Raw genomic sequence first — 26,130 nt, 5'->3', positions numbered from 1 at the left:
TGAGTTGAGTCAGGGATAGAAAGCCAACAGGCGGTAGCCCGCAATGCGCGCGCCCGACCCGTTGGCCGATACCGCGAGCGCCACGGAACCGGACCACTCGGCGGCGGGGGCGATGACGCCCGCGGCGGCCCCCAATTCGGCGGGGGTGAGCACGCGCCGCACGACCGGCTGGTCTTGCACGTCGGTCAGGGTCAGTTCCAGCGCCGGCATCGCCACCGGCATGGGCGCCTGGTTCTTCACGGTGAAGTTGAGCCGGTAGGCGTCGCTGCGCAGCTTGTTGAACGAGGAGCTGTCGATGACGATGGTGTCGATCTGGCGCGGCGGTGAAATCTTGCAATCGAGCGGCCCGCACAGCCCGGCCAGCCAGGGGCGCAGGGCCGGGTGGGTTGCAGCGAGCCGGTCGCGGTCATGGACGCCAACCTGCGCGGCCAACAGCAGCGCAAGACCGACGAGAAGCAGCACCAGGGCGGCGCGAACGCCGCGGCGGCGCCAGAATTCCTGACTGCGGGCCTCGCGCACGAACGAAAGGTCGTGCAGTTCCGGCTCGGGCTCGCGCACGGGTTCGAACCGCGCCGGCCGGGATTCGGAGATACCGCCGTCGTCCTGCCGGCGCAACTCGAAAGGCTGGTCCAGCGGCGTCTCGCGCAGCGCACGCGCCTCGGCTTCGAGCTGCTGCGAATCGAGCGGGTCGAGTGAAATACTGTAGCCCGACTCGATGTTCTGGGAGGAAGCGAAGCCCTGGGACTCGCCCCCGTTTTCGCGCGCGGGCGTGGCCGCGTATGCGACGGGCAGCGGGTCGGGCTCGGTGACGGAAGCATCTGCGGTCGGCGGCGCTTCGGCCTGCAGGTTCGCGGAAGCGTCGAAGACGTCGGCGCAGTGGCCGCAGCGCACCCAGCCTTCGGAGATCCTGAGTTGGTCCGGCACGACTTTGAACATCGTCCCGCAGGCGGGGCAGCGCGTGATCAGGCTCATGTGCCCGCGATTGTAGCCAGCGGGCGCCGCGTCATCCCAAGGCCTAGAACTGGGCGGTCATGAGCACCCAGCCGTCCTCGGTGTCGGAAACTTCGAGACGCCCATGCGGGGCGTACGCGGCTGTCAGCTCGCCGGCCTGGCGCTCCAGGATGCCCGCCAGCACGAGCGAGCCGCCCGGCGCAACGTGGGCGCACAACAGCGGTGCCAGCACCTTCAGCGGTGTGGCCAGGATGTTCGCCAACACCGTCTGGTACTGGCCATGCGCCTTGTCGGGCAACCCGGCATTGAGTTCCACGTCGTTTGCCTTGGCGTTGTCCAGCGTGGACTGCACGGCCGCCGGGTCGATGTCCACCGCATCGATCTGCGCCGCGCCGAAGCGGGCCGCGCCGATCGCCAGAATGCCCGAGCCGCAACCGTAGTCGAGCACGCGCTGGCCCTGCGTGCCGTGACGCGCAATCCAGCGCAGGCACATGCGCGTGGTCGGGTGCGTGCCGGTGCCGAATGCGAGGCCGGGGTCGAGCCGGATAATCTGCCGGGCCTGCGCGGGCGGTTCATGCCACGTCGGCACGATCCAGAATTCGGGCGTGATGGAAACCGGCACGAACTGCGATTGCGTCAGGCGGACCCAATCCTGGTCGGCCACCGGCGCGATGCCCAGCAGCTTGCAGCCGCCGAAAAAGTCCTGCAGCTCAAGCAGCCGCGAAGCGTCCCGTGCATCGGGCTCCGTGCCGAACAGGGCCAGCACGCGGGAGCGCTGCCAGCCTTCCTTCGGCGGCGGCATGCCAGGCTCGCCGAAGAGCGCCTGCTCGGCGTCGGTCTGCGCGTCGGCGTCCTCCACCGAAACACTCAGCGCATCGAGCGCATCGAGGGCGTCGCAGAGGGTTTCGACCTTGTCCTCGGGACACAGCAAGCTGAGTTCGAACATCACACCGGGCTACCGTTTGTGATGCGACAGCCACTCTTCCAGGTAGTGGATGTTGGTGCCGCCGTCCATGAACTTGGCATCGACCATCAGCTCGCGGTGCAGCGGGATGTTGGTGTTGATGCCTTCCACCACCGTCTCCAGCAGCGCCGTGCGCATGCGGGCCAGCGCCTGCTCGCGCGTGTCGCCGTGCACGATGATCTTGCCGATCATCGAGTCGTAGTTCGGCGGGACGAAGTAGTTCGTGTAGACATGGGAGTCGACCCGCACGCCCGGCCCGCCGGGCGCGTGCCACATCGTGATGCGGCCCGGCGACGGCACGAACTTGTACGGGTCTTCCGCATTCACGCGGCACTCGATCGCGTGGCCGCGCAGCACGATATCGCGCTGGGCGAAAGGCAGTTTCTCACCGGCCGCCACCATGATCTGCGTCTTGACGATGTCGACACCGCTGATCAGCTCGGTGACTGGATGCTCCACCTGCACACGGGTGTTCATCTCGATGAAGTAGAACTCGCCGTTCTCGTAGAGGAACTCGAAGGTGCCGGCGCCGCGGTAACCGATCTTCTTGCAGGCGGCGACGCAGCGCTCGCCGATCTTCTCGATCAGCTTGCGCGGAATGCCCGGGGCCGGCGCCTCCTCGATCACCTTCTGGTGGCGCCGCTGCATGGAGCAGTCGCGCTCGCCCAGGTACACGGCGTTCCTGTGCTTGTCGGCCAGGATCTGGATTTCGATGTGGCGCGGGTTCTGGAGGAATTTCTCCATGTACACCGCCGGATTGCCGAACGCGGCGCCGGCTTCGGCCTTGGTCATCTGCACCGCATTGATCAGCGCCGCTTCCGTGTGAACCACGCGCATGCCGCGCCCGCCGCCGCCGCCGGCGGCCTTGATGATCACCGGGTAGCCGACGGCCTTGGCGGTACGGCGGATGATGACCGGGTCATCCGGCAGCTCGCCCTCGGACCCCGGCACGCAAGGCACGCCCGCCTTGATCATGGCCTGCTTGGCCGACACCTTGTCGCCCATCGTGCGGATGTTGTCGGGCGTCGGGCCGATGAACTGGAAGCCGCTCTTTTCGACGCGCTCGGCGAAGTCGGCGTTCTCGGACAGGAAGCCGTAACCCGGGTGGATCGCCTCCGCGTCCGTCACTTCGGCGGCCGAGATGATCGCCGGCATGTTGAGGTAGCTCTGGGGCGACGGCGGCGGGCCGATACACACGGCTTCTTCGGCCAGCTTGACGTACTTGGCTTCGCGATCGGCTTCGGAATAGACCATGACGGCCTTGACCCCGAGTTCGCGGCACGCCCGCTGGATGCGCAGCGCGATTTCGCCTCGGTTGGCGACAAGAATCTTCTTGAACATTCAATCTCCGTGGGGCCGCGCTAAGCCATTCGGGAGCACCCGCGGGACCGGCTTTGCCGGGCCGCTGGATGCGCCCCCTTGAGGGGGAGGCGCCGGAGGCGCTTCGGGGGGGAGCTCATTCACTCGACCACGAACAGCGGCTGCCCGTATTCGACGGCCTGGCCGTTCTCGCACAGGATCTTCGTGATCGTGCCGGACTTGTCGGTCTCGATCTCGTTGAGGATCTTCATCGCCTCGATGATGCAGATCGTCTCGCCTTCCTTGACCTGGGTGCCGATCTCGACGAAGGGTTTGGCGCCGGGGCTGGAAGAACGGTAGAACGTGCCGACCATAGGCGACTTGACGATGTGGCCACTCGGCACTTCGGCCGCTGCGGGAACCGGCGCTGCCGCGACCGGTGCCGCTTGCGGCGCTGCCAGGGCCGGGGCACCCATCACCGCAGGGGCGGCTTGATACACGACGGCACCGCCGCCCTTCACAATGCGTACCTTGCCTTCCGCCTCGGTGATCTCGAGTTCAGAAACGTTGGATTCCGACACCAGGTCGATCAACGTCTTGAGTTTGCGCAAGTCCATGTGCTCTCCAACGCGTGCTTAACGAAAGGAAGGCGAATTTACAGCAAAATTCGCTTACTTTGCGCTTCTTCGCTCTTTTTAGTTTATTTTTTCAGCGCCGGACTTGACGCTGCGGCCCGCTTGATGCAGGCCCGGAAGGCCCGCCACGCTACCCGACCTGGGTCCACATCGCCAGGTCGGCGGGCGTGATGCGGCCCATTTTACGCTGCAGCACGTCCCCGCCGGCGCCCAGTACGACTGTGAAAGGCAGCCCACCCGCGAGGTTGCCGAAAGCGTGCCCCAGGTCAGTACCGCCCATGCCGGCCATGCCGATGGGAAAGCTGACCGGCGTGCGCTCCAGGAATTTGCGAACGGCACTCGGCTGATCGATCGCCAAGCCCACAACTTGCCAGCTTTTAGAAGCGTTTTGCTTGTAGAAGGCGTCCAGCAGCGGCAACTCTTCGACGCACGGCGGGCACCAGGTGGCCCAGAAGTTCAACACCAAGGGTTTGCCGCGCAGCGACTGCATGGCCAAGGTGGCACCGGCTGGTGTGTCGAAACTGAGCGCCCAAAGTGCATCGGCGGCGGCACGTCCGGTACCTGCGGCCTGGAATTTCCACCACGCAGCACCCGCCCCGGCCGCTGCAGCTGCCGCGGCCACACCGCCGTAGAGAAGAAAGCGGCGACGGCCCGGTCCAGCGGGACGAGCGGAAATGGTGGGTGTGTCGGCAGATGGCGTCATGCCACGCCATTTTCCACCAGCGCGCGCACGGCGGCGATGTCGCCGCGCGGAGCACGGCCCTTGGCGTCGCGCTTCAGGGCGCCGCGCACGTCGTCGTGGTCGTAGATCATGAGGTGCACGCCGATCGGCTCCCCCAGCTCGCGGCTGATGCTGGACAGGCTCAGGGCCTCCACCGAATCGCCGTTGAATCCGGTGACGGTCCGCGCCTCATAGTCCACCTTGTTGTCGACGAGGGCCATCTCGGCCGACTTCGGATCGTCGCAAAACAGCTGGATATAGATATCGGACAGCCGGGTCGCGGTGCCATGCCAGACGGCGCCGCCCAGATACGGCCGGAACTGCGCCAGGCGTTCCATCCAGGTCAGGGCCAGTTTGCGCAGGGCGGCAAGCTCGGCCGGTTGGGTATCGGCGCAGAACAACTCGATGTATTCACGGACTGCACCCTCGATGGCATCGTTGTCCGGCAATGCGCTGCGCGCGTTCAGTCCCAGCTGGCGCACCGCGCGGCGCTTGGCCGGGCCGTATTCAAGGCCCTCCTCCACAACCATCCGCGCGGCCGTCGCGGCGATTTCCAGTTTCACGCTGTCCATGGGAGCCGATTCTGCATGGATAAACGGATGTGGAAGTTACGGCTCGTGCGCCGTGCCCGGCAGGGCCCCGCCGATAATTGCGGCATGCATATCCACATCCTCGGCATTTGCGGCACATTCATGGGAGGCTTGGCCGCACTGGCCCGCGAAGCCGGGCACAAAGTCACCGGCTGCGACGCCGGGGTGTATCCGCCGATGAGCGACCAGTTGCGCGCGCTCGGCATCGAACTCATCGAAGGCTTCGGCGCCGATCAGCTTTCGCAGAAGGCAGACGTCTGGGTCGTTGGCAACGTGGTCTCGCGCGCCCGCAAGCCCGATGGCAGCGCGCGCTATCCGCTGATGGAAGCCATCCTCGACGGCGGCCTTGCGTACACCAGCGGCCCGCAATGGCTTTCGGAACATGTGCTCCAGGGCCGGCACGTTCTGGCGGTGGCCGGCACGCACGGCAAGACCAGCACCTCGTCGATGCTTGCCTGGATTCTCGAACACGCCGGCCTGCAGCCCGGCTTCCTCGTGGGCGGCGTGCCGACCAACTTCGGCATCTCAGCCCGCCAGGGAAAAGGAAACTGCTTCGTCATCGAGGCCGACGAATACGACACCGCCTTCTTCGACAAGCGCAGCAAGTTTGTCCATTACCGTCCGCGCACCGCGGTGCTGAACAACCTGGAGTACGACCACGCCGACATCTTCGACGACCTGGCGGCGATCGAGCGCCAGTTCCACCACCTGGTACGCACGGTGCCATCGACCGGCCGCGTCATTTTCAACGGATTGGAAGAGAGCCTTTCACGCGTCCTCCACATGGGCTGCTGGAGCGAGCAGCGCAGCTTCGGTGCAGCCATCAGCGACTACAGCGCCCAGGGCGAGCCGCACCGCTTCGACGTGATGGAAGGCGGCCGTGCCTCCGGCCGCGTCGAATGGGACCTGGGCGGCGTGCACAACCAGCTCAACGCCTTGGCCGCGATCGCCGCGGCCGCGCACGTGGGCGTGGCCCCCGAGGCCGCCGCCCGCGCCCTGGGAGAATTTCGCAACGTCAAGCGCCGCATGGAAGTGCGGGGCACCGTGGCCGGCATCACGGTGTACGACGACTTCGCCCATCACCCGACGGCGATCCGCACCACTGTCGACGGGCTGCGGCGCAAGGTCGGCGCGCAGCGGATCATCGCGGTGTTCGAGCCTCGCAGCAACACGATGAAGCTCGGCGCGATGAAGTCGCAACTGCCCTGGAGCCTGGAGCAGGCCGACATCGCGTACTGCCACAGCGGGGGGCTGGACTGGGACGCGGCCCAGGTGATGGCACCGATGGGTGGCAGGGGCCGCGTGAGCGGATCCATCGATGAACTGGTGCGGGAATTGGCGCAGGCCGCCCAGCCGGGCGACCACATCCTGTGCATGAGCAACGGGGGCTTCGGCGACATCCACGCCAAGCTGCTTCGCGCCTTCGCTGCGCGTGAGGAAGCGATCGCCCGCTAGGCAGAATTCGACCGCGGCCTGCGCTCGAGCAAGACAGTCGATGTTCTATCGCGGCCCGAGCCAGGCCGGCGCGGTGAGGTCCGCCACAGCGAGGGGAAGCAGCGGCGCCACATCCAGCCTGCCAGGCAGGCTGCTATTGGGGAGCGAATCGTATTCGCCGGCGCGCGGCGCTTGCCCAGGCCCCGCTCGCTTCGGGTTGGACGTGATGCTGCCCACGAAATACAGCGCGGCCAGGTGGCGGGCCAGTTGCTTCGCTGCGATGCCGGTGCGCCGCTGCAAGGCATCGAAGCCGGCCGGGCCGCGCGCCAGTTCGCGGATCAACAACAGGTGAGAATCGCCCAGCATCCGCTGCGGCAGGCGCGGTGCACGCCGGAAATACAAAAGATCCGCCCGGTAGTGACGGGGGAGCAGATCGGACTGGGTACGCGTCGAGTACTGCCACATGAGCTGCGACATGCTGACGCTCTTCATGTGCTCGGGCGTGCCGGGGCTCTCCCGGCGCGTCCACACCGCGTCCTCGAAATCGGCGGGAGTGGAGCCGGGCAGCACCGCCACATCGCCATGCATGTCGACCACGGCCAGCAGCCGTCCGTTCGCGGACACGTCGAAAACCCCGCTGCCCAGGGCCGCCTCGTGCTCGGCGACCAGAGAACCGAGGCAGAACTGCGCCGTCAGCGGCGACAGCCACGTCTCAAACGCCTCGAGTACCGCGCTCATGCTTCGACGCGAGCCCGCGTCGAAGCTGTACGCCGGAACCAGGCCGTTGCACGCCAAGGGAAGTGAAAACGCCACCGGCCGATCGACGTCGGGCAGGTGAAGGCGCAACGCCCGTTCAGTGGGCGCGCCCGGCGCGACCTGCACGATGTCGCCGGGCAAGAGCTTGGCACGCGCACCGCTCACCCACCAGACATCCGCTTCGGAGACCCGGGCGAGCTCCCACTGCGCAGCGCCGGGCGACGCCGCAGGCAGGGCTGCGGCGATCTGGCTTCTTTCAGCAGCTGAAAAGCCCGCCAGGCCGAGGCGCAAGACGGGGAGCTCAATGGTCATGTGTGCGGACACTCCCTGTCGGGGGCTATCGAATGAGCTGCAAATGTATCCGGTCCGTTACTTTTTGTAAATTCAACCCTACAGTACTGCTCCTACCGGGCGCGCCGGGTCTTGACGGCGTCGGAGAGGAGGTCCAGCACCTGGAGCGAGTCGCCCCAGCCCAGGCAGGCGTCGGTGATGCTCTTGCCGTATTCCAGCTCCATCGGGTCGTCCTTGCCGGGCGAGAACTTCTGGGCGCCCGAGTTGAGGTGGCTTTCCACCATCAGGCCGAAAACACTGTGCGAGCCCTTGGCGACCTGCTCGCCGATTTCCCGGGCCACGTCGATCTGCTTCTCGTGCTGCTTGCTGCTGTTGGCGTGGCTGCAGTCGACCATCAGCGTGGCCGGCAGCTTGGCCGCCTCCAGGTCCTTGCAGGCGGCGGCCACGCTGGCGGCGTCGTAGTTGGGCGCCTTGCCGCCGCGCAGGATCACGTGGCAGTCCTTGTTCCCGTTGGTCTGCACAACGGCGACCTGGCCGTTCTTGTGCACCGACAGGAAGTGGTGCCCGCGCGCCGCCGCCTGGATCGCATCGGTGGCGATGCGGATGTTGCCGTCGGTGCCGTTCTTGAAGCCGATCGGCGCCGACAGACCGGAGGCCAGTTCGCGGTGTACCTGGCTTTCGGTGGTGCGCGCGCCGATCGCGCCCCAGGAGATCAAATCGCCGATGTACTGGGGCGAGATCACGTCCAGGAACTCGCTGCCGGCCGGCAGGCCCAGGCGGTTGATCTCGATGAGCAGTTGGCGCGCGATGCGCAGGCCCTCGTCGATGCGGTAGCTCTCGTCCAGGTAGGGGTCGTTGATCAGGCCCTTCCAGCCCACCGTCGTGCGCGGCTTCTCGAAGTACACGCGCATCACGATCTCCAGCGTGCCGTTGTACTTGGCGCGCGCTTCCTTCAGCCGGCGGGCGTAGTCCAAGGCGGCGCTCGGGTCGTGGATCGAGCACGGCCCGATCACCACCAGCAGCCGGTCGTCCTTGCCGGCCATGATGTTGTGGATGTTGCGCCGGGTGTCGGTGATCAGCGCCTCGACGGCCGTGCCGTGGATGGGGAAGAAGCGGATCAAATGTTCTGGAGGGGGCAGCACAGTGATGTCCTTGATGCGTTCGTCGTCGGTATCGCTGGTCTTGTCGACGGGGTGCGCATACCAGGCATCGCTGGAGGTGGATTTCGCGGTCATTCGTGGGCTCCTTCCGGGTTCAAGAAAATTCTGGGCATAAAAAAACCGCCGGGGGTCCGGCGGTTTTCAGGGAGTTCTGTGTGCGCTATTTCTGGGTACGCTCAGATCTCTCTACCGCCGGGGCATGAGAAAACCAAAAGTAGCCAAAAAAATACGCGCGAGTCGTATGCATGGCTTGCAATGTAGCACATTCGATCACAGGCGCAATTTCTTCCACCATTGCACGGCCCGCTCCATCTGGGGATCCGAGAGCGCGCCCAGTGCAGACGGTTCGGCTCCGGGTTCCTGCGCCATCCACTGCTCGTACATGTCGATCATCAGCACGCCCTCACCCAGCGTCCGCCAGGCCACCAATTCGAAGTCTTCGGCCGACAGCAGCAATTCGGAGCTCCGCGGCCCGCCGTCGAGAAGCCATTGCCCGATCAGCACGCGGAAATTGTTCAACGCCTGCAGGTAAGCCGCGTACTCGTACAGGCCGCGCCAGGACAGGCTGAGGCTCACCACCATGTTGCGATGGCCGCGCAGCACGGTGAGCAGGTCCACCAGCATCGGCGCAACGGCGGTGCGGACGCGGCTCAGGCGCAGGCCGGCGACGATGGCTTCGATGTGCACGGCGAGTTGCGCCATGCTTTCGGACAACTGGCGGCTGTCTTCGTCGGCGACCGCGCCGCGCAGGAAGTTGCTGAGCTCGCCGAACGAGTTGATGCTCGGCAGGTTGGTCGACGGATCGATCGGAACGCGCGGGTTACCCATGACGTATGCCCGCGTCCGGCCAGGGCGCTAAGCCGTCCCGCCGACGGTGAGGCCGTCGATGCGCAGCGTGGGCTGGCCGACGCCCACCGGCACGCTCTGGCCTTCCTTGCCGCAGGTGCCGACACCACTGTCAAGCTTCATGTCATTGCCGATCATGGTGACGCGGGTGAGCGCGTCCGGCCCGTTGCCGACGATGGTCGCGCCCTTGACCGGGTATTGGATCTTGCCGTTCTCGACCCAGTAGGCTTCGCTGGCCGAGAACACGAATTTGCCGGACGTGATGTCGACCTGGCCGCCGCCGAAGTTGGTGGCGTACAGGCCCTTCTTGATGCTGGCCACGATTTCCTCGGGCACCCGGTCGCCACCCAGCATGTAGGTGTTGGTCATGCGCGGCATGGGGATGTGCGCGTAGCTTTCGCGGCGGCCGTTGCCGGTGGACTTGACGCCCATCAGACGGGCATTCAGCGAATCCTGGATGTAGCCGCGCAGGATGCCGTCTTCGATCAGCACGTTGCGCTGGCTGGCGTTGCCTTCATCGTCGACGTTGAGCGAGCCGCGGCGGTCGGCGATGGTACCGTCGTCCAGCACCGTCACGCCCTTGGCCGCGACACGCTTGCCGATGCGGCCGGAGAAGGCGCTGGAGCCCTTGCGGTTGAAGTCGCCTTCCAGGCCGTGGCCGATCGCCTCGTGCAGCAGGATGCCGGGCCAGCCCGAACCCAGCACCACCGTCATTTCGCCGGCGGGCGCGGGCCGCGACTCGAGGTTGGTCAGAGCAGCACGCACCGCGTCGTCCACATAGCTTTCTATGCGCTCGTCGTCGAAGTACGCCAGGCCGAACCGGCCGCCGCCGCCGCCCGAGCCCACCTCGCGCCGGCCGTTCTGCTCGGCGATCACGGTGATCGACAGGCGCACCAGGGGCCGCACGTCGGCGGCCAGCGTGCCGTCGGCACGCGCGACCATCACCACGTCGTACTCGCTCGCCAAGCCGGCCATCACCTGCGCCACGCGCGGGTCCTTGGAACGGGCCAGCTTCTCGGCACGCTCGAGCAGCTGCACCTTGGCTGTACTGTCGAGCGTCGCGATCGGGTCCACGCCCTGGTAGAGCGAACGGCCGCCGGCCACCTTTCGCGCCGGGACCTTGGTGCGGACGTTGCCCGCCGCGGCGGAAATCGTGCGCACGGTGCGCGCGGCGTCCAGCAGCGAGGCTTCGGAAATATCGTCGGAATAGGCAAAAGCGGTTTTTTCGCCGCTGACGGCCCGCACGCCCACGCCCTGGTCGATGCTGAAACTGCCGGTCTTGACGATGCCTTCTTCCAGGCTCCAGCCTTCGCTGCGGGTGTACTGGAAATACAGGTCGGCGTCGTCGACCTTGTGGGCCTTGATTTCGGCCAGGGCGCGCGACAGATGGGTTTCGGTGAGGCCAAAAGGCTCCAGCAGGAGCCGTTGCGCCGTGGCCAGGCGCTCGATGGTGGGTTCGCGGGAAATCATCGAGCCATTCTAGGCTTGTGCCGCGCGCGGCGCTCTCAAATCAGCGCGCGCCGTTCCAGGTCGGCCAGGAGAGATTGCGGCGAATCGTAACGGTCCGCAGGCTTCTTGGCCATCAGCCGCTCCACGACCGGCTGCAGCGCTGCGTGTGCGGGCGGCAGTTCGGGCGTGGGCGCGGACAAGTGCCGCGCCAGCAGCACGTCCAGCGAATCGGCGTTGAACGGCCGCTGGCCCGCCAGCATCTCGAACATCATCACACCCAGGCTGTACAAATCGGACTGCGGAGTGATCGGCTGCCCCGCCGCCTGTTCGGGGCTGAGGTAGTACGGCGTGCCGACGACGTCGCCGTGCCGGGTTTGCGTGAGGCCCATGTTCCTGGGCTGCAGCATCGACTTGGCGATGCCGAAGTCGGCCAGCGCGACGCTGCCGTCGGGGCGGCGCATGATGTTTTCGGGCTTCAGGTCGCGGTGGATGATGCCGCGCGTGTGGATCGCATCCAGCGCCTGCGCCACTTGCGCAATGATGCCCAGCACGCGCTTCTGCGACATGCCCGCAGTGATCTCGGCCCGCAGGTCGCCGTCCTCGAAGTACTCCATCGCGATGTAGGCGTGGTCGTCGGTGAAGCCCTGGTCGTAGATGCGCACGACGTGAGGGTGCTCGATCAGCGACAGCAGCGCATATTCCTGGATGAAGCGCGCCAGATGTTCGCTGACGCCCTTGCCACTCGCGTCCAGCACCTTGAGCACCACCGGCAGGTCGTCGGTTTCCCGGGCCGCGAGGTACACCTCGGTCATGCCGCCCGAGCCGATCTTGCGGCTGAGGCAATAGCCCTTGAGGCGTAGCGGCGCGTCCCCGGCCTTGAACTCGTGGTCCTTGAAGGCCGACAGCTTGGACTGCAGCGCGCCTTTCACGGCGCGCGCGGTGATCTCGGAGTTGATCTGCACCGCGTCGCGCACCTCGTTGGCCCGCTCCGTCAGCGTCGCCATGCCGTGCCGCATGTCCTCGATATCGGTGACCAGCCCGATGATCTCCGCGACGTCGACGAAGACATTCTTGCCCCGGACCGACAGCGACGTCATGCCGCCCGTCTGCACGCCCTCGCCCGCCTTGTCCAGCGCCGCGGTACTGGCCACCACCGTCCAGCCCAGCTCCTTGCTGGCGCCTTCCAGCCGGGCCGCCACGTTGACCGTGTCGCCGATGGGCGTCGTTTCCTTGTTGTTCAGTGTGCCGAGGCGGCAAATCGTCACCTCGCCCGCGTGCAGGCCGACGCCAATGGCGAACGGCGGCAGGCCGCGCTGCGCGAAGCGCATGTCCAGCCAGGTGCGGAACTCGTGCGTGGCCAGCACCATGCCCAGCGCCGCGGACACGGCGCGGCGCGACGCGGACAGCGGCGAGCCGCCGCTCATCGTGTCCGCGAAGACCGCCATGAGCCCATCACCGATGAATTTGAGGTGGCGCCCGCCGTTCTTGAGAACGGGCTCGCAGCTGCGCTCGAAATATTCGGTGAGCAACTCGGCGACTTCGGAAGAATTGAGCTTCTCGGCCAGCGAAGTGAAATTGCGGATGTCCGAAAACAGCACCGTGGCATTCATCACCGTGTCGGCGATCGCACCGTCGGGCGCCTCCAGGCCGAACTTGTCCGGCAGTGCGCTGCCCCCGAGGCTTTCGGTGAAGGCGCGGCGCAAATGCTCTTCGCGCGCCGTCACGGCATGCTGGATGCTGTCTTCGATGCGGACCTTCTTTTTCAAGAGCCCCTGCAGCGCTTCGAGCAGTTCCACCCGGGTGAACGGCTTGGCCAGGTAGTCGTCGGCGCCCGCCGTCATGCCGCGGCGCATGCTCGCCCGGTCGTCCAGCGCCGTGAGCAGCATGACCGAAGTGGACGCCAGATCGAGATCCGCCCGGATCGCCTCCAGCAACTCGAAGCCGTTCATTTCAGGCATGCTCACATCCGAGATCACCACGTCCGGGCGCACTGCGCGCGCCCGCTCCAGCCCCAGTCGCCCGTTGATCGCGGAGTCGATCTCGTAGCCCTCCAGCTTGAGCAGCCGGATGACGTTGTTGCGGATGGCGTCGTCGTCTTCGACGATCAGGATCATGGTCATTGGGGCAAAGTCTAGCGGTATGCCCCCCCGGGTCAAGTGCCGGACAGCAACTTGAACAGGGCCGCGTCGTCCAGCGGCCCGAGCCCGGCCTGCGCGGCACGGGCAAACACGTCGTGGGCGGCTCCCCCCAGGGGGCCTTCGAAGCCCGCCGCTTGTGCCGCCTGCACGGCCAGGCGCGTGTCTTTCTGCAGCAGCGTCACGTGGGCGCGCGGCTCGTAGTCGCCCGCAATGGCCCGCCGCATGCGGTCGGAGCCGATCCAGCTTTGCCCGCTGGACTGCTCGATCACGTCGAGCGTGGCCGCCGGATCCAGCCCCATGCGCTGCGCCATGGCGAGCGCTTCGGCGGCGCCGGCCAGGTTGATGCCGGCCAGGAGGTTGTTCACCAGCTTGGTCCGTGCACCATCGCCAGGGCGCCGGCTGATGCGAAATACCTTATTGCTCAAGACTTCGATGAGCAGGCGCCGGCGTTCGAACACGTCATCTTCGCAAGCCACCATCAGGCTCATGCTTCCGTCCCGCGCACGTGCAGGGCCGCCCGACATCGGCGCGTCGATGGTCGAAATCCCGGCTTCGGCCAGGCGCTGGGCGAAATGTTCGACATCGCCAGGGGCAATCGTCGGGCAAAGCATCACCGTCTGGCCCGCCCCCATCGCCGCAGCCGCGCCGTTGGCACCGAACAGCACTTCTTCGGTCTGCGCTGCGTCGACCACGCAGACGATCAGCACGCCGCAGCCCACCACCGCGTGTGCCGGGTTGTCGCGAGGGATGGCGCCGAGTTTTTGCAAGGCCTCCATCTTCGCCGGGTCGACGTCGAACACATGGACCGGCCAGCGCTGGTCGAGCAGCCGCTGCGCCATCGCGCCGCCCATGTTGCCGACACCGGCGATCGCGACTCCGTAGGTGGCCCCCACGCTTGCGGCCAAGGCCGCTGCGCTGCCCCCCAAGGGGGCGTTCGCGCCTTGGGGCGGCCCGGCGTCGCTCATAGGCCCTTTACGACTGGACGAGGCGCTTGGCCTTGGAGATCGACATCAAAATGCCCAGGCCCATGCCGAGCGTCACCATGGCCGTGCCGCCGTAGCTGATGAACGGCAACGGCACGCCCACCACGGGCAGGATGCCGCTGACCATGCCCATGTTGACGAAGGCGTAGGTGAAGAAAATCATCGTGATCGCGCCCGCCAGCAGGCGCGCGAATAGGGTCGAGGCTTCGAGCGCGATGGCCAGGCCGCGCAACACCAGGAAGATGAAGCCGGCAATCAGGCACAGATTGCCAAGCAGGCCGAACTCTTCCGAGAAGGCCGCGAAGATGAAGTCGGTGGTGCGCTCGGGGATGAACTCCAGGTGGGTCTGCGTACCCTGCATGAAACCCTTGCCGAACAAGCCGCCGGAGCCGATGGCGATCATCCCCTGGATGATGTGGAAGCCCTTGCCCAGTGGGTCCTTGCTCGGGTCCAACAGCGTGCAGATGCGTTGTTGCTGGTAGTCGTGCAGGATCGGCCAGCGGTATCCTTCGGCGCACAGTTGGCCTTCGAAGACCACCAGCAGCACCGCAGCGAGGAGCCCGATGGCCACCGGCGGCAGGATCAGCTTCCACGACAGACCCGCGAAAAAAATCACGGACAGCCCCGCCACCATCACCAGGATGGCCGTGCCGAGATCGGGCTGCTTGACGATCAGGCCGACCGGGATGGCCAGCAGCACGCCGGCCATCAGGAAGTCGGCCGCGCGCATCTGCCCTTCCCGCTTCTGGAACCACCAGGCGAGCATCAGCGGCATCGCGATTTTCAGGATCTCGCTGGGCTGGATCACGATGCCCACATTGATCCAGCGCCGCGCGCCCTTCTTGGTCAGCCCGAAGATGGCGACGGCCACCAGCAGCGCCACGCCGATGGTGTAGAGCGGCACCGCGAAACTCATGAGCCGCTGTGGCGGTACCTGGGCCACGACGAACATGATCACGCCCGCGATCAACATGTTGCGGCCGTGATCGGCGAAACGCGTGCCGTGGTCGAACCCCGACGAATACATGGTCAGCAGGCCCGCGCAGGCCAGCAGGAACACCGCGAAAGCCAGCGGCCCGTCGAAGCCCACCAGCATCGGGGCCACGCGCCGCGTGAGGGATGGTTTTTCGAAGACTGCGGACATCGGCGTGATTATCCGACGAGTGAGACCTTCCAGAAAAAGCGTTTTTGGTGCTCCTGAGAGTTGCGCCCCGAGACCTCGCGGCAACGCCGCACACGGCTGGGCCGCGGCGCGATGGCTACGACGTCCGGCAGCGGTGCTTCGCACCTATGGCCGGATTCCCCACGCTGAACGGTCTTGCGGCCCGCGCGGCGCAACTCACCGAGCTTCGCTCGGTTCAAACAGGCGCCGCGAGCATGAGACTGTCGCGTCGCAAGCGACGCTGGGCCGCAAGACCGTCCACCGCGGGCGTCTGGGCTTTACTCGCGCCGCGGCCCAGCCGTGTGCGGCGTTGCAGTGAGAGCGTGGCGTGCCGGCGTGGCGCGCCGAAAATCTGGGCAGAAGACGCAGGGGTGGCACCTCACCGGTGGCGCGCCGAAATGGTGGTTGCAAAGCTGTGCGTGGGCGGGCTGCGGCGCGAATAGAGCCCAGGCGCCTGCGGCGGGTGACCCCGCGGCCCAGCGTGGCTACGAGGAGCGCGCAAAGCGCGCGGATCGAGCCATGCGACCGTTTCATGCTCGCGGCACCTGTCTGAACGGCGCTTGCGCCGTGAGTTGTGCCGCGCGGGCCGCGGGGGCGCCCGGCGCAGGGAATTCGGCCGGAGGTGCGAAGCACCGAGGCCGAACGCCGTAGCCGCGCCGCAGCCCGCCCATGCACAGCTTTGCCGCGAGGTCTTCGAACGCAAAACAGGCGAAACGCTCCCCCGAACTCCGGAGAAGAACCAAAAGATGGGAATATCCCCCCATGGCCATCACCCACCTGCTCTACCTCCACGGTTTCCGTTCCTCCCCCCAATCCGCCAAGGCGCGGCAGGTTGCCGCCCGCGTCCATGCCGACCATCCGGACGTGACCTGGTGGTGCCCGCAGCTGCCGCCTTCGCCCCAGGCAGCAATGAACATGGTCCTGCAAGGCATTTCCGCCTGGCCCCAGGCCGCGATGGCCGTGGTCGGGTCATCGCTGGGCGGCTTTTATGCCACCAGCGTGGCCCAGGCTGTGGGGTGCAGCGCCGTGATGCTGAATCCGGCCGTGCATCCCGCGCGTGACCTGGCGAAGTACATCGGCGAGCAGGTGTCATGGCACGATCCCAACGAACGCTTCTTCTTCGAACCCGCCTTCGTCGACCAGTTGCGGGCGCTGGAGACCGGGCCGCTCCTGCACCCGGAAAAGTGCTTCGCCGTGATCGCCAAGGGCGATGAGGTGCTGGACTGGCGCGAAATGACGGCGCGCTATGCCGGCGCAAGAATCAAGCTGCTGGAAGGCAGCGACCATGCCCTGACGGATTTCGACGCGCACATCGACGAAGTGTTCGACTTCCTGGATTTGTTGCCCGGGCTTTAACCCCGCGGGACCATGCCGCAGTGCATGGGACAATCCATCCCATGTTTGCATTGTTTGAAGATGCCGGGAAATTCCAGGCGGGACGGGTATTGGCCGAAGCGGAGGCATCGGCCCAGGTCGAGCTCGACAGCGGCAAGCGCGTCAAGGTCAAGGCCGCCAATATCCTGTTGAAGTTCGAGAAGCCGGCGCCCGTGGAACTGATGCGTGAAGCGCAGGCGCTCGCGTCCACCATCGAGCTGGAGCTGGCCTGGGAATTCGCACCCGAGGATGAGTTCGGCTTCGCCGACCTGGCGCGCGACTATTTCAGCGACAAGGCCACGCTGGCGCAGCAGGCCGCGGCGTTGCTGCGCCTGTTCGAGGCGCCGCACTACTTCCGCCGCGCCGGCAAGGGCCGGTTCAAGAAGGCGCCGGCCGAAATCCTGCAGCAGGCCCTGGCCGCCATCGAAAAGAAGAAGCAGGTTCAGGCGCAAATCGAGGCGTGGGCCGCGGAGCTGGCCGCCGGGAGCTGCCCGCCGTCGATCCGCGAACAGCTGTTCAAGATCCTGTTCAAGCCCGACAAGAACGCGCCCGAGTACAAGGCCGTCGTCGACGCTTCGCGCAACACGCATACGGCGCCACTGGACCTGCTGCAGAAGGCCGGCGCCATCGCCAGCCCTTACCAGTTCCACTGGAAGCGCTTCCTGTTCGACAACTTCCCGAAGGGCACCGCCTTCCCGCCGCTGCAGGCGCCCCAGATCCAGGACGAACTGCCGCTGGCCGATGTGCGCGCGTTCTCCATCGACGATTCGGCCACCACCGAAATCGACGATGCGCTGTCGGTGCAGGGCCTCGGCTCAGGCACCGTCACGCTGGGCATTCACATCGCTGCGCCAGGCCTCGCGATGCAGCCTTCCAGCACTATCGACCAGGTGGCGAGGCACCGGCTGTCCACGGTCTACATGCCCGGCTACAAGATCACGATGCTGCCCGACGATGTGGTGCAGGCGTACACCTTGCAAGAGGGCCGCGACTGTCCCGCCGTCTCGCTGTACGCCACCTTCGACGAGGAAACGCTGGTACTGCAGGACACGCAGACAAAGCTGGAGCGGGTGCCGATCGCCGCGAACCTGCGGCATGACCAGCTCGATGCGGTCGTGACCGAGGATTGGCTGCGCGCCGAATCGCCCGGCGACGCGCCCGAAGCCGTTGCCGGCCTGCACGCGCCGCTGTCATTCCTGCACCGCCTCGCCACGCACCTCAAGTCGCTGCGCGAAATCGCGCGCGGCAAGCCCGAAATCTTCAACCGGCCGGACTACAACTTCCGCCTGGTGGGCAACGATGGCGCCGAGCCGATTGGCGAAGAGCAGGTGCAGATCACCGTGCGCCGCCGCGGCGCGCCGCTGGACCTGATCGTCGCCGAAGCCATGATCCTGGCCAACAGCACCTGGGGCAGCTGGCTCGGCGAGCTGGGCGTGCCGGCGATCTACCGCAGCCAGGCAAGCCTGGCGCCAGGCGTCAAGGTGCGCATGGGCACGAAGGCGCTTCCGCACGCGGGCATCGGCGTCAAGAGCTACGCATGGAGCACCTCACCCCTGCGCCGGTACACCGACCTTGTGAACCAGTGGCAGATCATCGCCGCCGCGCGCCACGGCCGCACCGCCGCCCTGGCCGCACCGTTCAAGCCCAAGGACGCGGAGTTGTTCTCGATCATTTCCGGATTCGATTCGGCGTACACGGCCTACAACGGTTACCAAGCCGGGATGGAGCGCTTCTGGACCCTGAGGTACCTCCAGCAGCAGAACATCAAAGAATTGACGGGTGTGGCCTTCAGGGACGGCCTGGTGCGCGCCGACAACCTGCCGCTGGTACTGCCCGTGCTGGGCGGCGGCGAATTGCCGCGCGGTGCCCACGTTCGCGTGAGGCTGGGAGAGATCGACCTGATCACCTTGGACGTCCATGGCACTGTCATCGAACGCCTGGATGTGGCGCCCGAACCACTGGAAAGCGAAGAAGACACGGAAGACGAACCGGAAGCCGGCCCCATCGCCATCGCCGTGGACCTCTCCGAGCCCGAGAGTTCCGCGGGCGCAGACGCGCCGACGGCAAGTTGACGGGCCAGCGGTCCCGTCGAACGCGCCGAGTTATCGCGGTGCGAAGCATCCGCGATAACCCATAATCTGCCCTCGTGAACCTGCGTTCCCTCAGTACCCTGCAGATCGCGCTCGGCGTTTCCGTCGCCGTGCACGCAGTTTTGCTGACGGTGCGCTTCGTCAACCCGGAAGGCTTCAATCGCGTGTTCCACGACACGCCGCTCGAAGTGATTTTGGTCAACACCAAGGCCAACGAGAAGGTCGACAAGGCCCAGGCCATTGCGCAGACCACGCTCGCCGGCGGCGGTGAGGCCGCCAAGGGCCGCGCCACCTCGCCCCTGCCTCCGTCGGCCCTGACCGAGCTGGGCGACTCGTCCGAAGACGCGCAGCGCAAGATCGAAACCATGCAGGAGCAGCAGATGCTGCTTCTGGGCCAGATCAAGAAGGCGCTCGCGGCGCTCCCGCCGCCCGACCCCAAGCAACCCACCAGCAACGCCGAGGCGGCCGCGCGCGAACAGAAGCGCCGGCAGTTGATCAAGCTGCTGGCCGAGATCGAGCGGCGCATCAACGACGAGAACGCCCGCCCCAAGAAGCGCTACATCAGCCCGTCGACGCGCGAAGAGGTCTACGCCATCTACTACGACGGCCTGCGCCGCAAGATCGAGGACAAGGGCACGCAGAACTTCCCCGAGGTTGCCGGCAAGAAGCTGTATGGCGAGCTCACGATGGTCGTCACCGTCAACTTCGACGGAAAGATCCTGGACGCCGAAGTCGCCGAGACTTCAGGCAGCCTGGTGCTGGACCGGCGCGCCCAAGCCATCGCCCGCAACGCCGGGCCTTTTGGCCGTTTTTCCGACGAGATGCGCCGCAAGGCCGACCAGATCGTCGTGGTGTCGCGCTTCACGTTCACACGCAACGAAACGCTGGAAACGAAACAGCTCGCCCGATGACGACCGACCTCTATTGTGTGATGGGCAACCCCGTCGAACACAGCAAATCTCCCTGGATTCACGCCCGCTTTGCGCAGCTCACCGGGCAGGAGCTGCAATACAGCAAGCGTCTCATCCCGCTTGACGGGTTCGTGGAGGGTGTGCGTGCTTTTCGTGCCGAAGGCGGCAAGGGTTGCAACGTCACCGTGCCGTTCAAGTTCGAATCACCCGCGCTCGCGACGCGAATGACACCGCGTGCCGAGTTGGCACAGGCCTGCAATACGTTGCGGTTCGACGGCGACGGAATCTTTGCGGACAATACGGACGGCGTGGGACTCGTCAACGACATCCGCAGCAACGCCGGCGTCGACCTGGCCGGCCGCGACGTGCTGCTGGTCGGCGCCGGCGGTGCGGCAGCGGGTGTGCTGGGTCCGCTAATCGAAGCCCGGCCGCGGCGAATTACGGTGGCCAACCGCACGCGATCCAAGGCAGCGGTTCTGGTCGATCGTCACGCCGCGCTGGCGCGCGAGTTCGATGTCGAACTCATGGCCCCCGAGCTGGGGCTGCTGCAAGGCAGCTTCGACGTGGTCATCAACGGCACCGCGAGCAGCTTGAGCGGCGGCGGCGTTCCGGTGCCGGCCAGCGTGCTCAAGTCCGGCGCACTGGCTTGCGACATGATGTACGGGCCGGCAGCGCAGGGCTTCATGGACTGGGCGCACGAACACGGTGCCGTCCCGCGCGACGGGCTCGGCATGCTGATGGAGCAGGCGGCCGAAGCCTTCCTGGTATGGCGCGGCCTGCGCCCGCCTTCGGCCCAGGTGCTGGCCGAATTGCGCGCGGCCCTTCGATGAAGGCATTGCTGCGTTGGCTCTTGCTGGTCATCGTGGCGGCGGCCGCGCTGCAGGTCTTCTTCATCGCGCGGATCGCATTGATGGCGACGGTGGATCCGCAGTCCACCAGCTTCCAGCGTTCCGAAGCGTTTCGCATCACCGCGCAGAAGGGCCAGTTGCGCTGGCGCCAGCAATGGGTTCCCTACGATCAGATTTCCGACCATCTCAAGCGAGCGGTGATCGCTTCCGAGGACGGCGCGTTCGCGAGCCACGACGGGGTGGATTGGGAAGCGGTGGAAAAGGCCTGGCAGCGCAACAGCAAGGCCGAAGAGCAGGCAGCGCGGCGCGAGGCGGCACGCGCGCAGCAGGCGGCGCGGCCCAACGCGCGCCCGCCCAAGATCGTGGGCGGCTCCACCATCACGCAGCAGCTGGCCAAGAACATCCTGCTGTCGGGCGAGCGCACGTTGCTGCGCAAGGGCCAGGAATTCGTGCTGACCTTCGCGCTGGAGAAGATGCTGTCCAAGGAACGCATTCTCGAGATCTATCTGAACAGCGTCGAGTGGGGCGAAGGCGTTTTCGGCGCCGAAGCGGCGGCACGGCACTACTACCGCAAGAGCGCGGCGCAACTCAGCCCTTACGAGGCGGCACGGCTGGCGGTGATGCTGCCGCGGCCGAAGTATTTCGAGAAGGTGCCGAACTCCGGCTACCTCGCATCGCGCGCCTCGACCATTGCTGCACGCATGCGGGATGCGGAACTGCCGTAGCGGCGCGGCCTAAGAAAGCGGTTTGTTCGCCAGGTCGCCGTACGCCGCGGCTGCCGCCTGTACCCGCAGCAGCACCGCCGGATCGGACGGCGTGTCCAGCGTCGAGCCGCCGTGGTCGGTGCTGGAGGGCACGTCCTTGAAGAGGTTCGGCTGCCAATCGCAGATGCTGGTCACCACCTCGTCCACCCACAAGTTGTAGCTCGCCGCGAGCGCCTCGCGAGGAAGGGCCGGCGGCTGGATTTTCAGCTTGGCCAACACCAGGCTCAATGAGAAGGCGGCCTGTTTCCTGCTCTTTCCTTCGATGTGCCAATCGATCAGGTTCTTGAGGATCCAGTGGTGGGGAACGTAGTGCTTGGTCGAACCCGTGTTGCTGCCGTCCGATCCGGTGTAAGGAACGCTTGAGGGGCGCTGATAGATCACCTGCGCGATGATCTCGTCTTCGAATGGGCCCCGCACCTCGCCAAACAGCACGTCCGCCCGCATGTAGCAGAACAGTACGCGCTGTGCCACTTCGCCACGCGGCTGCGACGGGCCAGCCCCCTCCTGCGGCTTCATCCCCGTCCCCGGCTCCGCGCGCAGTTGCGTGGCCTTGTTGCCCATCTGGTCGGCTTCCTGCTCCAACCCGGGATCGTCGTTCACCGCCGTGCCGGCCACGTCCTGCGTGGCCTGGACCCGGCCCTGCCGCTGCTGCACGACGTGCCACGCTTCATGCGCCAGATGCTTTTCCTGCCCGGGCCCGAGGTGGATGTCGTTGCCCTGCGCGTAGGCCAGCGCGTTGAGTTGCGCGGGCCGCGCCGAGCCCGCGTGCACGCGCACGTCGGACATGTCCATGCCAGACAGCGACTCGATCCCGTTCTTGAGCGAATCGGGCATGCCCGTCCGATTGGGTGCGGGCTCGGCCTTGGCCTGCAACTCTTCATCCTGCGGCCCCATCAGCTGCGCGGCGTCGCCGAAAGAGTCTTGCAGTTGCCTGCGCTGCGCCAGCATGGCCGGGCTGTTGGCGATGTGGGCGTCTTGCTGGGAGCCCGCTGCGGGCTCGGCCCCGCCGGCTTCGCGTTTCTGGGCAAAAGTGCGATTGGACATCGTAGTGCTCCTGTTCTCGAGAAGGCCCTGTCACCCCACGTTCAGGTGCACCTGGACCAGCTTGCCCAGCACCCGCATGTTGATGTTGGCTTGCTTGTCGCTGGGGCGGTAGATGCTTCCCTTGCCCTGCGCGGCCTTGTTGGTTGCCTTGTGCACGTCGCGGATGACGATGCCCGTGCGGTCGTCGCCGGGCGCGGGATTCTGGATTCCCACCGCTTCGTAGTCGCCGCCGCCGTCCAGTTCGTCGATCACCGCGTTGACGTCGGTCACTGTCCATCCGACGCCGATACTGCCGTTGAGGTTGCCCTCGATGAAGAGGCTGACACCCAGCTTCAGCGCCTGCGTGGCAATGGCCGAGAACCCGCCGGCGTCGATTTCGGCGACCAGCCCGGCCGCGGTGACTTGCTGTCGGCGCCCGGCGACGCGCGCCCTGTGCTGGTTCTCGCGCGCCGTGCCGTCCAGGAGCTTGAGCGCACTGTCGGCACCTTCCTCCCGATTCGTGGCAAACCGCAGGCCCAGTTCCCAGTCCGCGTCCTTGAGGTCCGCGGCATCTGCGCCGAGGAGCTCGGTCAGGGCCGCGCGTGCGGTCCCCTCGTCCTTGAAATACCAGGTGGCGTTGAATTTCTTGGCGCCGTGGTCCTCCCATTTCACGAGCTGCGCGGGACCTTCGGCGCCTTCCTGCACAGGCTCGGCCGGCGACAAGCCGAGCTTGCCGGGATCGTCTGCCGCTTGCGCCATTCGCGCGAACGGCCCCGGCTTTCCCTGCGCGACCAACTCCTCGTCGGGCTTGGTCATGGCTTGAAGCTCTTCGTCCGGCGCCGCCTTGGCCTGGAGTTCCTCTTCAGGCGCGGTCTTGGCCTGCAACTCTTCTTCCGCGGGCATGAGCTGCGCGGCCGCGCCGAACGCACCTGCCATCTGCTTGCGCTGTGCCAGCAGCGCGGGACTGTTGGCCAGCAACGCGCCCTGTTGCGAGCCGCGGGCAGACGCGGCCGTCTCGTCTTGGGACGGACGTTGGACTCGGATGCGACTGGACATGGGGAACCTCTTTCAGTTGGACCGTTGGTTGCTTTCGTGGGCGTTGCGCCGGTAGCTGGATCGCAAGGTGTGCGTCGCCGTCACGGTGGGATATCCCGCGGCCGCACCATGAAGTAGACGGCGCCGAGGAACGTTGCGACCAGGAATAATTTGAGCAATTCATTGCCCTCGCGCCACGGCCTCAGCTCGGGATCGCAATTGAGCAACCCGCCGCCGACGAGCACAGTGAGGATCAGGCACGCCAGCATCGCCATCAGCCACTTGCGGCCGATGCAGCCCAGGCCGCCGAACCACGCGATGGCCGCGAGCGCGGCCACGTCGGCCAGCAGGAGCACAAAGAAGGCGGCACGCAGCGGCCAGCGGTTGGTGCACACCAGGTTGCACAGGCTCGTCACCTCGGCGGCGCCATCCTTGCGCATCGCACGGTTGATCGCGGCGTACTGGCCTGCGGCCGCACCATCGTCCATCACCGGCATGCGCCACAGGCCGACCCCACCGAAGTTGTCGCGGAAGTAAGCCAGGTCGTCGGAAAATTGAAGGGGATCGGCATTGTTGTGCGACACGACGGGAACCATCTTTCGCAGCAGCACGCGCCGGTTGTTGCCGAAGAGTCCGCTCGCGTCCTCGATGGATTTGCGCAGCGCCTTCTTGCTGGCGGATGTGGGCTCGGACAGCAGCACCAGGAACTTCACCGTGACGTTGGTTCGGCTCTTGTAGGTCTCGGATTCATCGAGGATGCGGTCGTTCTCCAACAGCGGTTCCTCCGCGCGCAGGACGTGTTCGAACAAGGCGGGATAGTCGAACGGCGCCTTGCCGATCTGGCGGTCCGACACCGCGATGTTGAGCGCATAGGCCCGGCCGCCCTTGCGCAGCTGGGCGATGAACGCCTGCATGACCTTGCCGAAGAAGCCGGAAAACCGCCGCGTGTCCGCGTCGTCCGTGGCCGTCGGGAAGTTGTCGAAGTACAGCGTGATGCCGTCGGCCATGACCGGCCTTTGCGAGTAGAACGGAACGAAGCGCTTCAAGCGTGACGCGCGGTCCCGCAGTGGCGTGTCGGCCGCCTGCACGGCGCTGCGCGCCAGCTCGCGCGCCACGCGTTCCAGCCGCGCGTCGCCCTGCGCCAGCAAGCGCTTCCAGTCGTTGCGGTAGACGATCAGGTCCAGCCGGGTGCCGTGGCGCTGCGCGACCTGGACGAAAGCGGTGTTGTCCGCGTCCCAGTTGGCCGGCATCTGAACGCCGCCTTCGTCGTCGAACGGCAATGCCATGTAGCCGACCCGGCTCAGCAGACTGAAGTTGGTTTCCTGCGGCGCACCCGCAGCCGCCCAGAACGGATAGAAGCCGTACACCTCGCCCAGCAGGTCTTCGTGCACGCACCCGCAGGATCCGCCGGTCCACTCGATGCGCTGGGCCTTCGAGATTTCGTAGGGCTTCTCGGCCAGCGCGACCAGCCGCTGGCGCACCGGCTCCGGCAGCAGGTAGGCGGGCAAGTCGGCGAGAGCGACCACGACAGCCGTTGATGTGGTGGCGAGTGGCGCCGTTGGCACCGGCGCCGATGCGGGTTTCGCCGCGAGCGTGGCGGTTGCCGGCGCAGCAGGACACGGCACACTGCCGGCGGCCGGGGCCGGCAAGCCCTTTTGTTCCGTGGCTTGCTGCACCAGGCCGGAGACGAAACCGCACAGTTGCCAGTCCACCGCACTTTCGAACAGCGCGCGGCTGGGATACTCGACACCCAGCAATGGCGTGAGGATGTCGCGCAGTTGGCGCAGCTGCAGCAGGCGCGCGGCTTCGGCGGCTTCAGCCCTGGCGTCGGTGACCTCCGGCGGCTCGATCAACACGCCGTCCTTGGCCACGGGCGCCGCCGCAAGCGGCGGTTCGACCGGTGGGTTCGCCGGGGCAGTCGTGCCGCCGGGTTCCGGTGCGGGCGGTGGTGCGGGCTTTGGCGCGATGGCGTCCAGGTCGGCGGGCATGAGGCGATAGACCGACACGCCCGGCCCGGCCCGGCCCCGGGCGAACGCATCAGCCTGCTCCGTCGACAGGGTCAACGAAGTCGGTGGCTTGGGCGCCGATGCCGGTGCGGAAGCCGGGCGTGCCGGCGTCTTCGCGGGCGGCCCGGTCACGCGCAGGGTGTATGTTTGCTGCGCCGTACCCGGCGGGCTGGCCTGGTCCGTGGCCTTCAATGTGAAGCGGCTCAATCCCGCCACCGTCGGCGTGCCGGCAAGATCACCCTCGTCGGAGAGCACCAGGCCCGGTGGCAGGGTTCCGTCCTGAATGGACAACTTGTAGCCCGGCACGCCGCCCAGCACGATGCGTGTGCGCTTGTAGGCAGTGCCCACATGACCGGATGGAAGCACTGCCGAGGCCGTGGCGAGGTGCAGGCTGGGAGCTTCAGCGGTACAGGTCTGCGGCTTGTTGGCGGGGACTGTGCAGGTGGCTGCGGGTACTGCGACCGTAGCGGCCGTGGCCGATGCCGCCCCCGATGCGGGCACAGCCGGCGCGACTGCCGCGGTGGACGCGGCCGGCTTCGGAGCCGATGCGGGCGCGCCGGCTTGCGCCACGGTGACCGTTTGCGCATAGGCAAGGCGCAGGGGCTGCGGGCCTGCGCCCGCGGGCTGGAGCCAGAGGGCCAGCCCCAGCGCCAGCAAGGGCCGGCAGCGGGCGGCGATCGCGTTGTTCTTTCGCATGGTC

The 26,130-nt window shown here is 66.6% G+C and carries 22 protein-coding genes; 6 read left to right on the top strand and 16 right to left on the bottom strand.

The genetic code is table 11. The annotated features are described in order from the left end of the window. Positions 1–9: 9 nt before the first annotated feature. From EEB15_RS18390 to EEB15_RS18365, 6 genes are all read right to left on the bottom strand, one after another. Complete coding sequence (locus tag EEB15_RS18390; RefSeq protein ID WP_141511332.1) at positions 10–972, bottom strand: DUF3426 domain-containing protein; 963 nt, start codon at positions 970–972, stop codon at positions 10–12. A 43-nt stretch (positions 973–1,015) separates the two neighbouring features. After that, a complete protein-coding gene (gene prmA, locus EEB15_RS18385; RefSeq protein WP_141511331.1) occupies positions 1,016–1,897 on the bottom strand; it encodes a 50S ribosomal protein L11 methyltransferase in 882 nt (293 codons plus the stop codon). 9 nt (positions 1,898–1,906) lie between these two features. After that, positions 1,907–3,256 carry an acetyl-CoA carboxylase biotin carboxylase subunit gene (gene accC, locus EEB15_RS18380; RefSeq protein WP_141511330.1) on the bottom strand — a complete coding sequence of 450 codons (1,350 nt, stop codon included), beginning with the start codon at positions 3,254–3,256 and terminating at the stop codon, positions 1,907–1,909. A gap of 119 nt (positions 3,257–3,375) precedes the next feature. Continuing rightward, positions 3,376–3,831 carry an acetyl-CoA carboxylase biotin carboxyl carrier protein gene (accB, locus tag EEB15_RS18375; RefSeq protein ID WP_141511329.1) on the bottom strand — a complete coding sequence of 152 codons (456 nt, stop codon included), beginning with the start codon at positions 3,829–3,831 and terminating at the stop codon, positions 3,376–3,378. A gap of 148 nt (positions 3,832–3,979) precedes the next feature. Continuing rightward, entirely contained in the window at positions 3,980–4,552 is a 573-nt protein-coding gene (locus EEB15_RS18370; protein ID WP_141511328.1) for a TlpA disulfide reductase family protein, read from the bottom strand. After that, complete coding sequence (locus EEB15_RS18365; RefSeq protein ID WP_141511327.1) at positions 4,549–5,142, bottom strand: hypothetical protein; 594 nt, start codon at positions 5,140–5,142, stop codon at positions 4,549–4,551. The genes EEB15_RS18370 and EEB15_RS18365 overlap by 4 nt, the downstream gene beginning before the upstream one ends. 84 nt (positions 5,143–5,226) lie before the next feature. On the opposite strand from EEB15_RS18365, the gene mpl reads away from it, so the two are divergent. Continuing rightward, positions 5,227–6,615, top strand: a complete 1,389-nt coding sequence (gene mpl / locus EEB15_RS18360) for a UDP-N-acetylmuramate:L-alanyl-gamma-D-glutamyl-meso-diaminopimelate ligase (protein ID WP_141511326.1) — start codon at positions 5,227–5,229, stop codon at positions 6,613–6,615. Positions 6,616–6,660: 45 nt separating this feature from the next. On the opposite strand, the gene EEB15_RS18355 is transcribed toward mpl, so the two are convergent. The 7 genes from EEB15_RS18355 to rodA all read right to left on the bottom strand — a co-directional run bounded on the left by EEB15_RS18355 (position 6,661) and on the right by rodA (position 15,361). Beyond that, entirely contained in the window at positions 6,661–7,662 is a 1,002-nt protein-coding gene (locus tag EEB15_RS18355; protein WP_141511325.1) for a hypothetical protein, read from the bottom strand. A gap of 92 nt (positions 7,663–7,754) precedes the next feature. Continuing rightward, a complete protein-coding gene (locus EEB15_RS18350) occupies positions 7,755–8,876 on the bottom strand; it encodes a 3-deoxy-7-phosphoheptulonate synthase (RefSeq protein WP_141511324.1) in 1,122 nt (373 codons plus the stop codon). A 195-nt stretch (positions 8,877–9,071) separates the two neighbouring features. Beyond that, entirely contained in the window at positions 9,072–9,629 is a 558-nt protein-coding gene (locus EEB15_RS18345; RefSeq protein ID WP_141511323.1) for a hypothetical protein, read from the bottom strand. Positions 9,630–9,656: 27 nt separating this feature from the next. Beyond that, positions 9,657–11,117 carry a metalloprotease TldD gene (tldD, locus tag EEB15_RS18340; RefSeq protein ID WP_141511322.1) on the bottom strand — a complete coding sequence of 487 codons (1,461 nt, stop codon included), beginning with the start codon at positions 11,115–11,117 and terminating at the stop codon, positions 9,657–9,659. A 35-nt stretch (positions 11,118–11,152) separates the two neighbouring features. Then, positions 11,153–13,216 carry a protein kinase gene (locus EEB15_RS18335; RefSeq protein WP_141511321.1) on the bottom strand — a complete coding sequence of 688 codons (2,064 nt, stop codon included), beginning with the start codon at positions 13,214–13,216 and terminating at the stop codon, positions 11,153–11,155. A gap of 32 nt (positions 13,217–13,248) precedes the next feature. After that, entirely contained in the window at positions 13,249–14,199 is a 951-nt protein-coding gene (locus EEB15_RS18330; protein ID WP_141511320.1) for an NAD(P)-dependent oxidoreductase, read from the bottom strand. A 7-nt stretch (positions 14,200–14,206) separates the two neighbouring features. After that, positions 14,207–15,361, bottom strand: coding sequence for a rod shape-determining protein RodA (gene rodA / locus EEB15_RS18325; RefSeq protein ID WP_141511319.1), 1,155 nt, complete (start codon positions 15,359–15,361; stop codon positions 14,207–14,209). Between the two features lie 780 nt (positions 15,362–16,141). On the opposite strand from rodA, the gene EEB15_RS18320 reads away from it, so the two are divergent. The 5 genes from EEB15_RS18320 to EEB15_RS18300 all read left to right on the top strand — a co-directional run bounded on the left by EEB15_RS18320 (position 16,142) and on the right by EEB15_RS18300 (position 21,327). After that, a complete protein-coding gene (locus EEB15_RS18320) occupies positions 16,142–16,735 on the top strand; it encodes a YqiA/YcfP family alpha/beta fold hydrolase (RefSeq protein ID WP_141511318.1) in 594 nt (197 codons plus the stop codon). Between the two features lie 41 nt (positions 16,736–16,776). After that, positions 16,777–18,825, top strand: coding sequence for a ribonuclease catalytic domain-containing protein (locus EEB15_RS18315; RefSeq protein WP_141511317.1), 2,049 nt, complete (start codon positions 16,777–16,779; stop codon positions 18,823–18,825). An 80-nt stretch (positions 18,826–18,905) separates the two neighbouring features. Then, positions 18,906–19,754, top strand: coding sequence for an energy transducer TonB (locus EEB15_RS18310; RefSeq protein WP_141511426.1), 849 nt, complete (start codon positions 18,906–18,908; stop codon positions 19,752–19,754). Then, positions 19,751–20,584 (top strand): shikimate dehydrogenase, encoded by an 834-nt coding sequence (aroE, locus tag EEB15_RS18305; RefSeq protein ID WP_141511316.1) that lies wholly within the window; start codon positions 19,751–19,753, stop codon positions 20,582–20,584. The genes EEB15_RS18310 and aroE overlap by 4 nt, the downstream gene beginning before the upstream one ends. Then, positions 20,581–21,327 carry a transglycosylase domain-containing protein gene (locus EEB15_RS18300; protein WP_141511315.1) on the top strand — a complete coding sequence of 249 codons (747 nt, stop codon included), beginning with the start codon at positions 20,581–20,583 and terminating at the stop codon, positions 21,325–21,327. Before aroE ends, EEB15_RS18300 begins: the two co-directional genes overlap by 4 nt. Before the next feature lie 9 nt (positions 21,328–21,336). Here EEB15_RS18300 and EEB15_RS18295 read toward each other — a convergent pair whose 3' ends face one another. From EEB15_RS18295 to EEB15_RS18285, 3 genes are all read right to left on the bottom strand, one after another. Further along, complete coding sequence (locus tag EEB15_RS18295; RefSeq protein ID WP_141511314.1) at positions 21,337–22,410, bottom strand: DUF4157 domain-containing protein; 1,074 nt, start codon at positions 22,408–22,410, stop codon at positions 21,337–21,339. A gap of 30 nt (positions 22,411–22,440) precedes the next feature. Continuing rightward, positions 22,441–23,445: a hypothetical protein gene (locus tag EEB15_RS18290; protein ID WP_141511313.1), complete on the bottom strand. Its 1,005-nt coding sequence runs from the start codon at positions 23,443–23,445 to the stop codon at positions 22,441–22,443. An 80-nt stretch (positions 23,446–23,525) separates the two neighbouring features. Beyond that, on the bottom strand, positions 23,526–26,126 hold the full coding sequence (locus tag EEB15_RS18285; protein ID WP_141511312.1) for an Ig domain-containing protein: 2,601 nt from the start codon (positions 26,124–26,126) through the stop codon (positions 23,526–23,528). Positions 26,127–26,130: the final 4 nt, after the last annotated feature.

The sequence above is a fragment of the Ramlibacter sp. WS9 genome, from assembly GCF_003797765.1.
In the GTDB taxonomy this organism is placed as follows: Bacteria; Pseudomonadota; Gammaproteobacteria; order Burkholderiales; family Burkholderiaceae_C; genus Ramlibacter.
The sequence above is the reverse complement of the archived record's forward strand: the minus strand, read 5'-3'. Positions and strand labels throughout refer to the sequence as shown.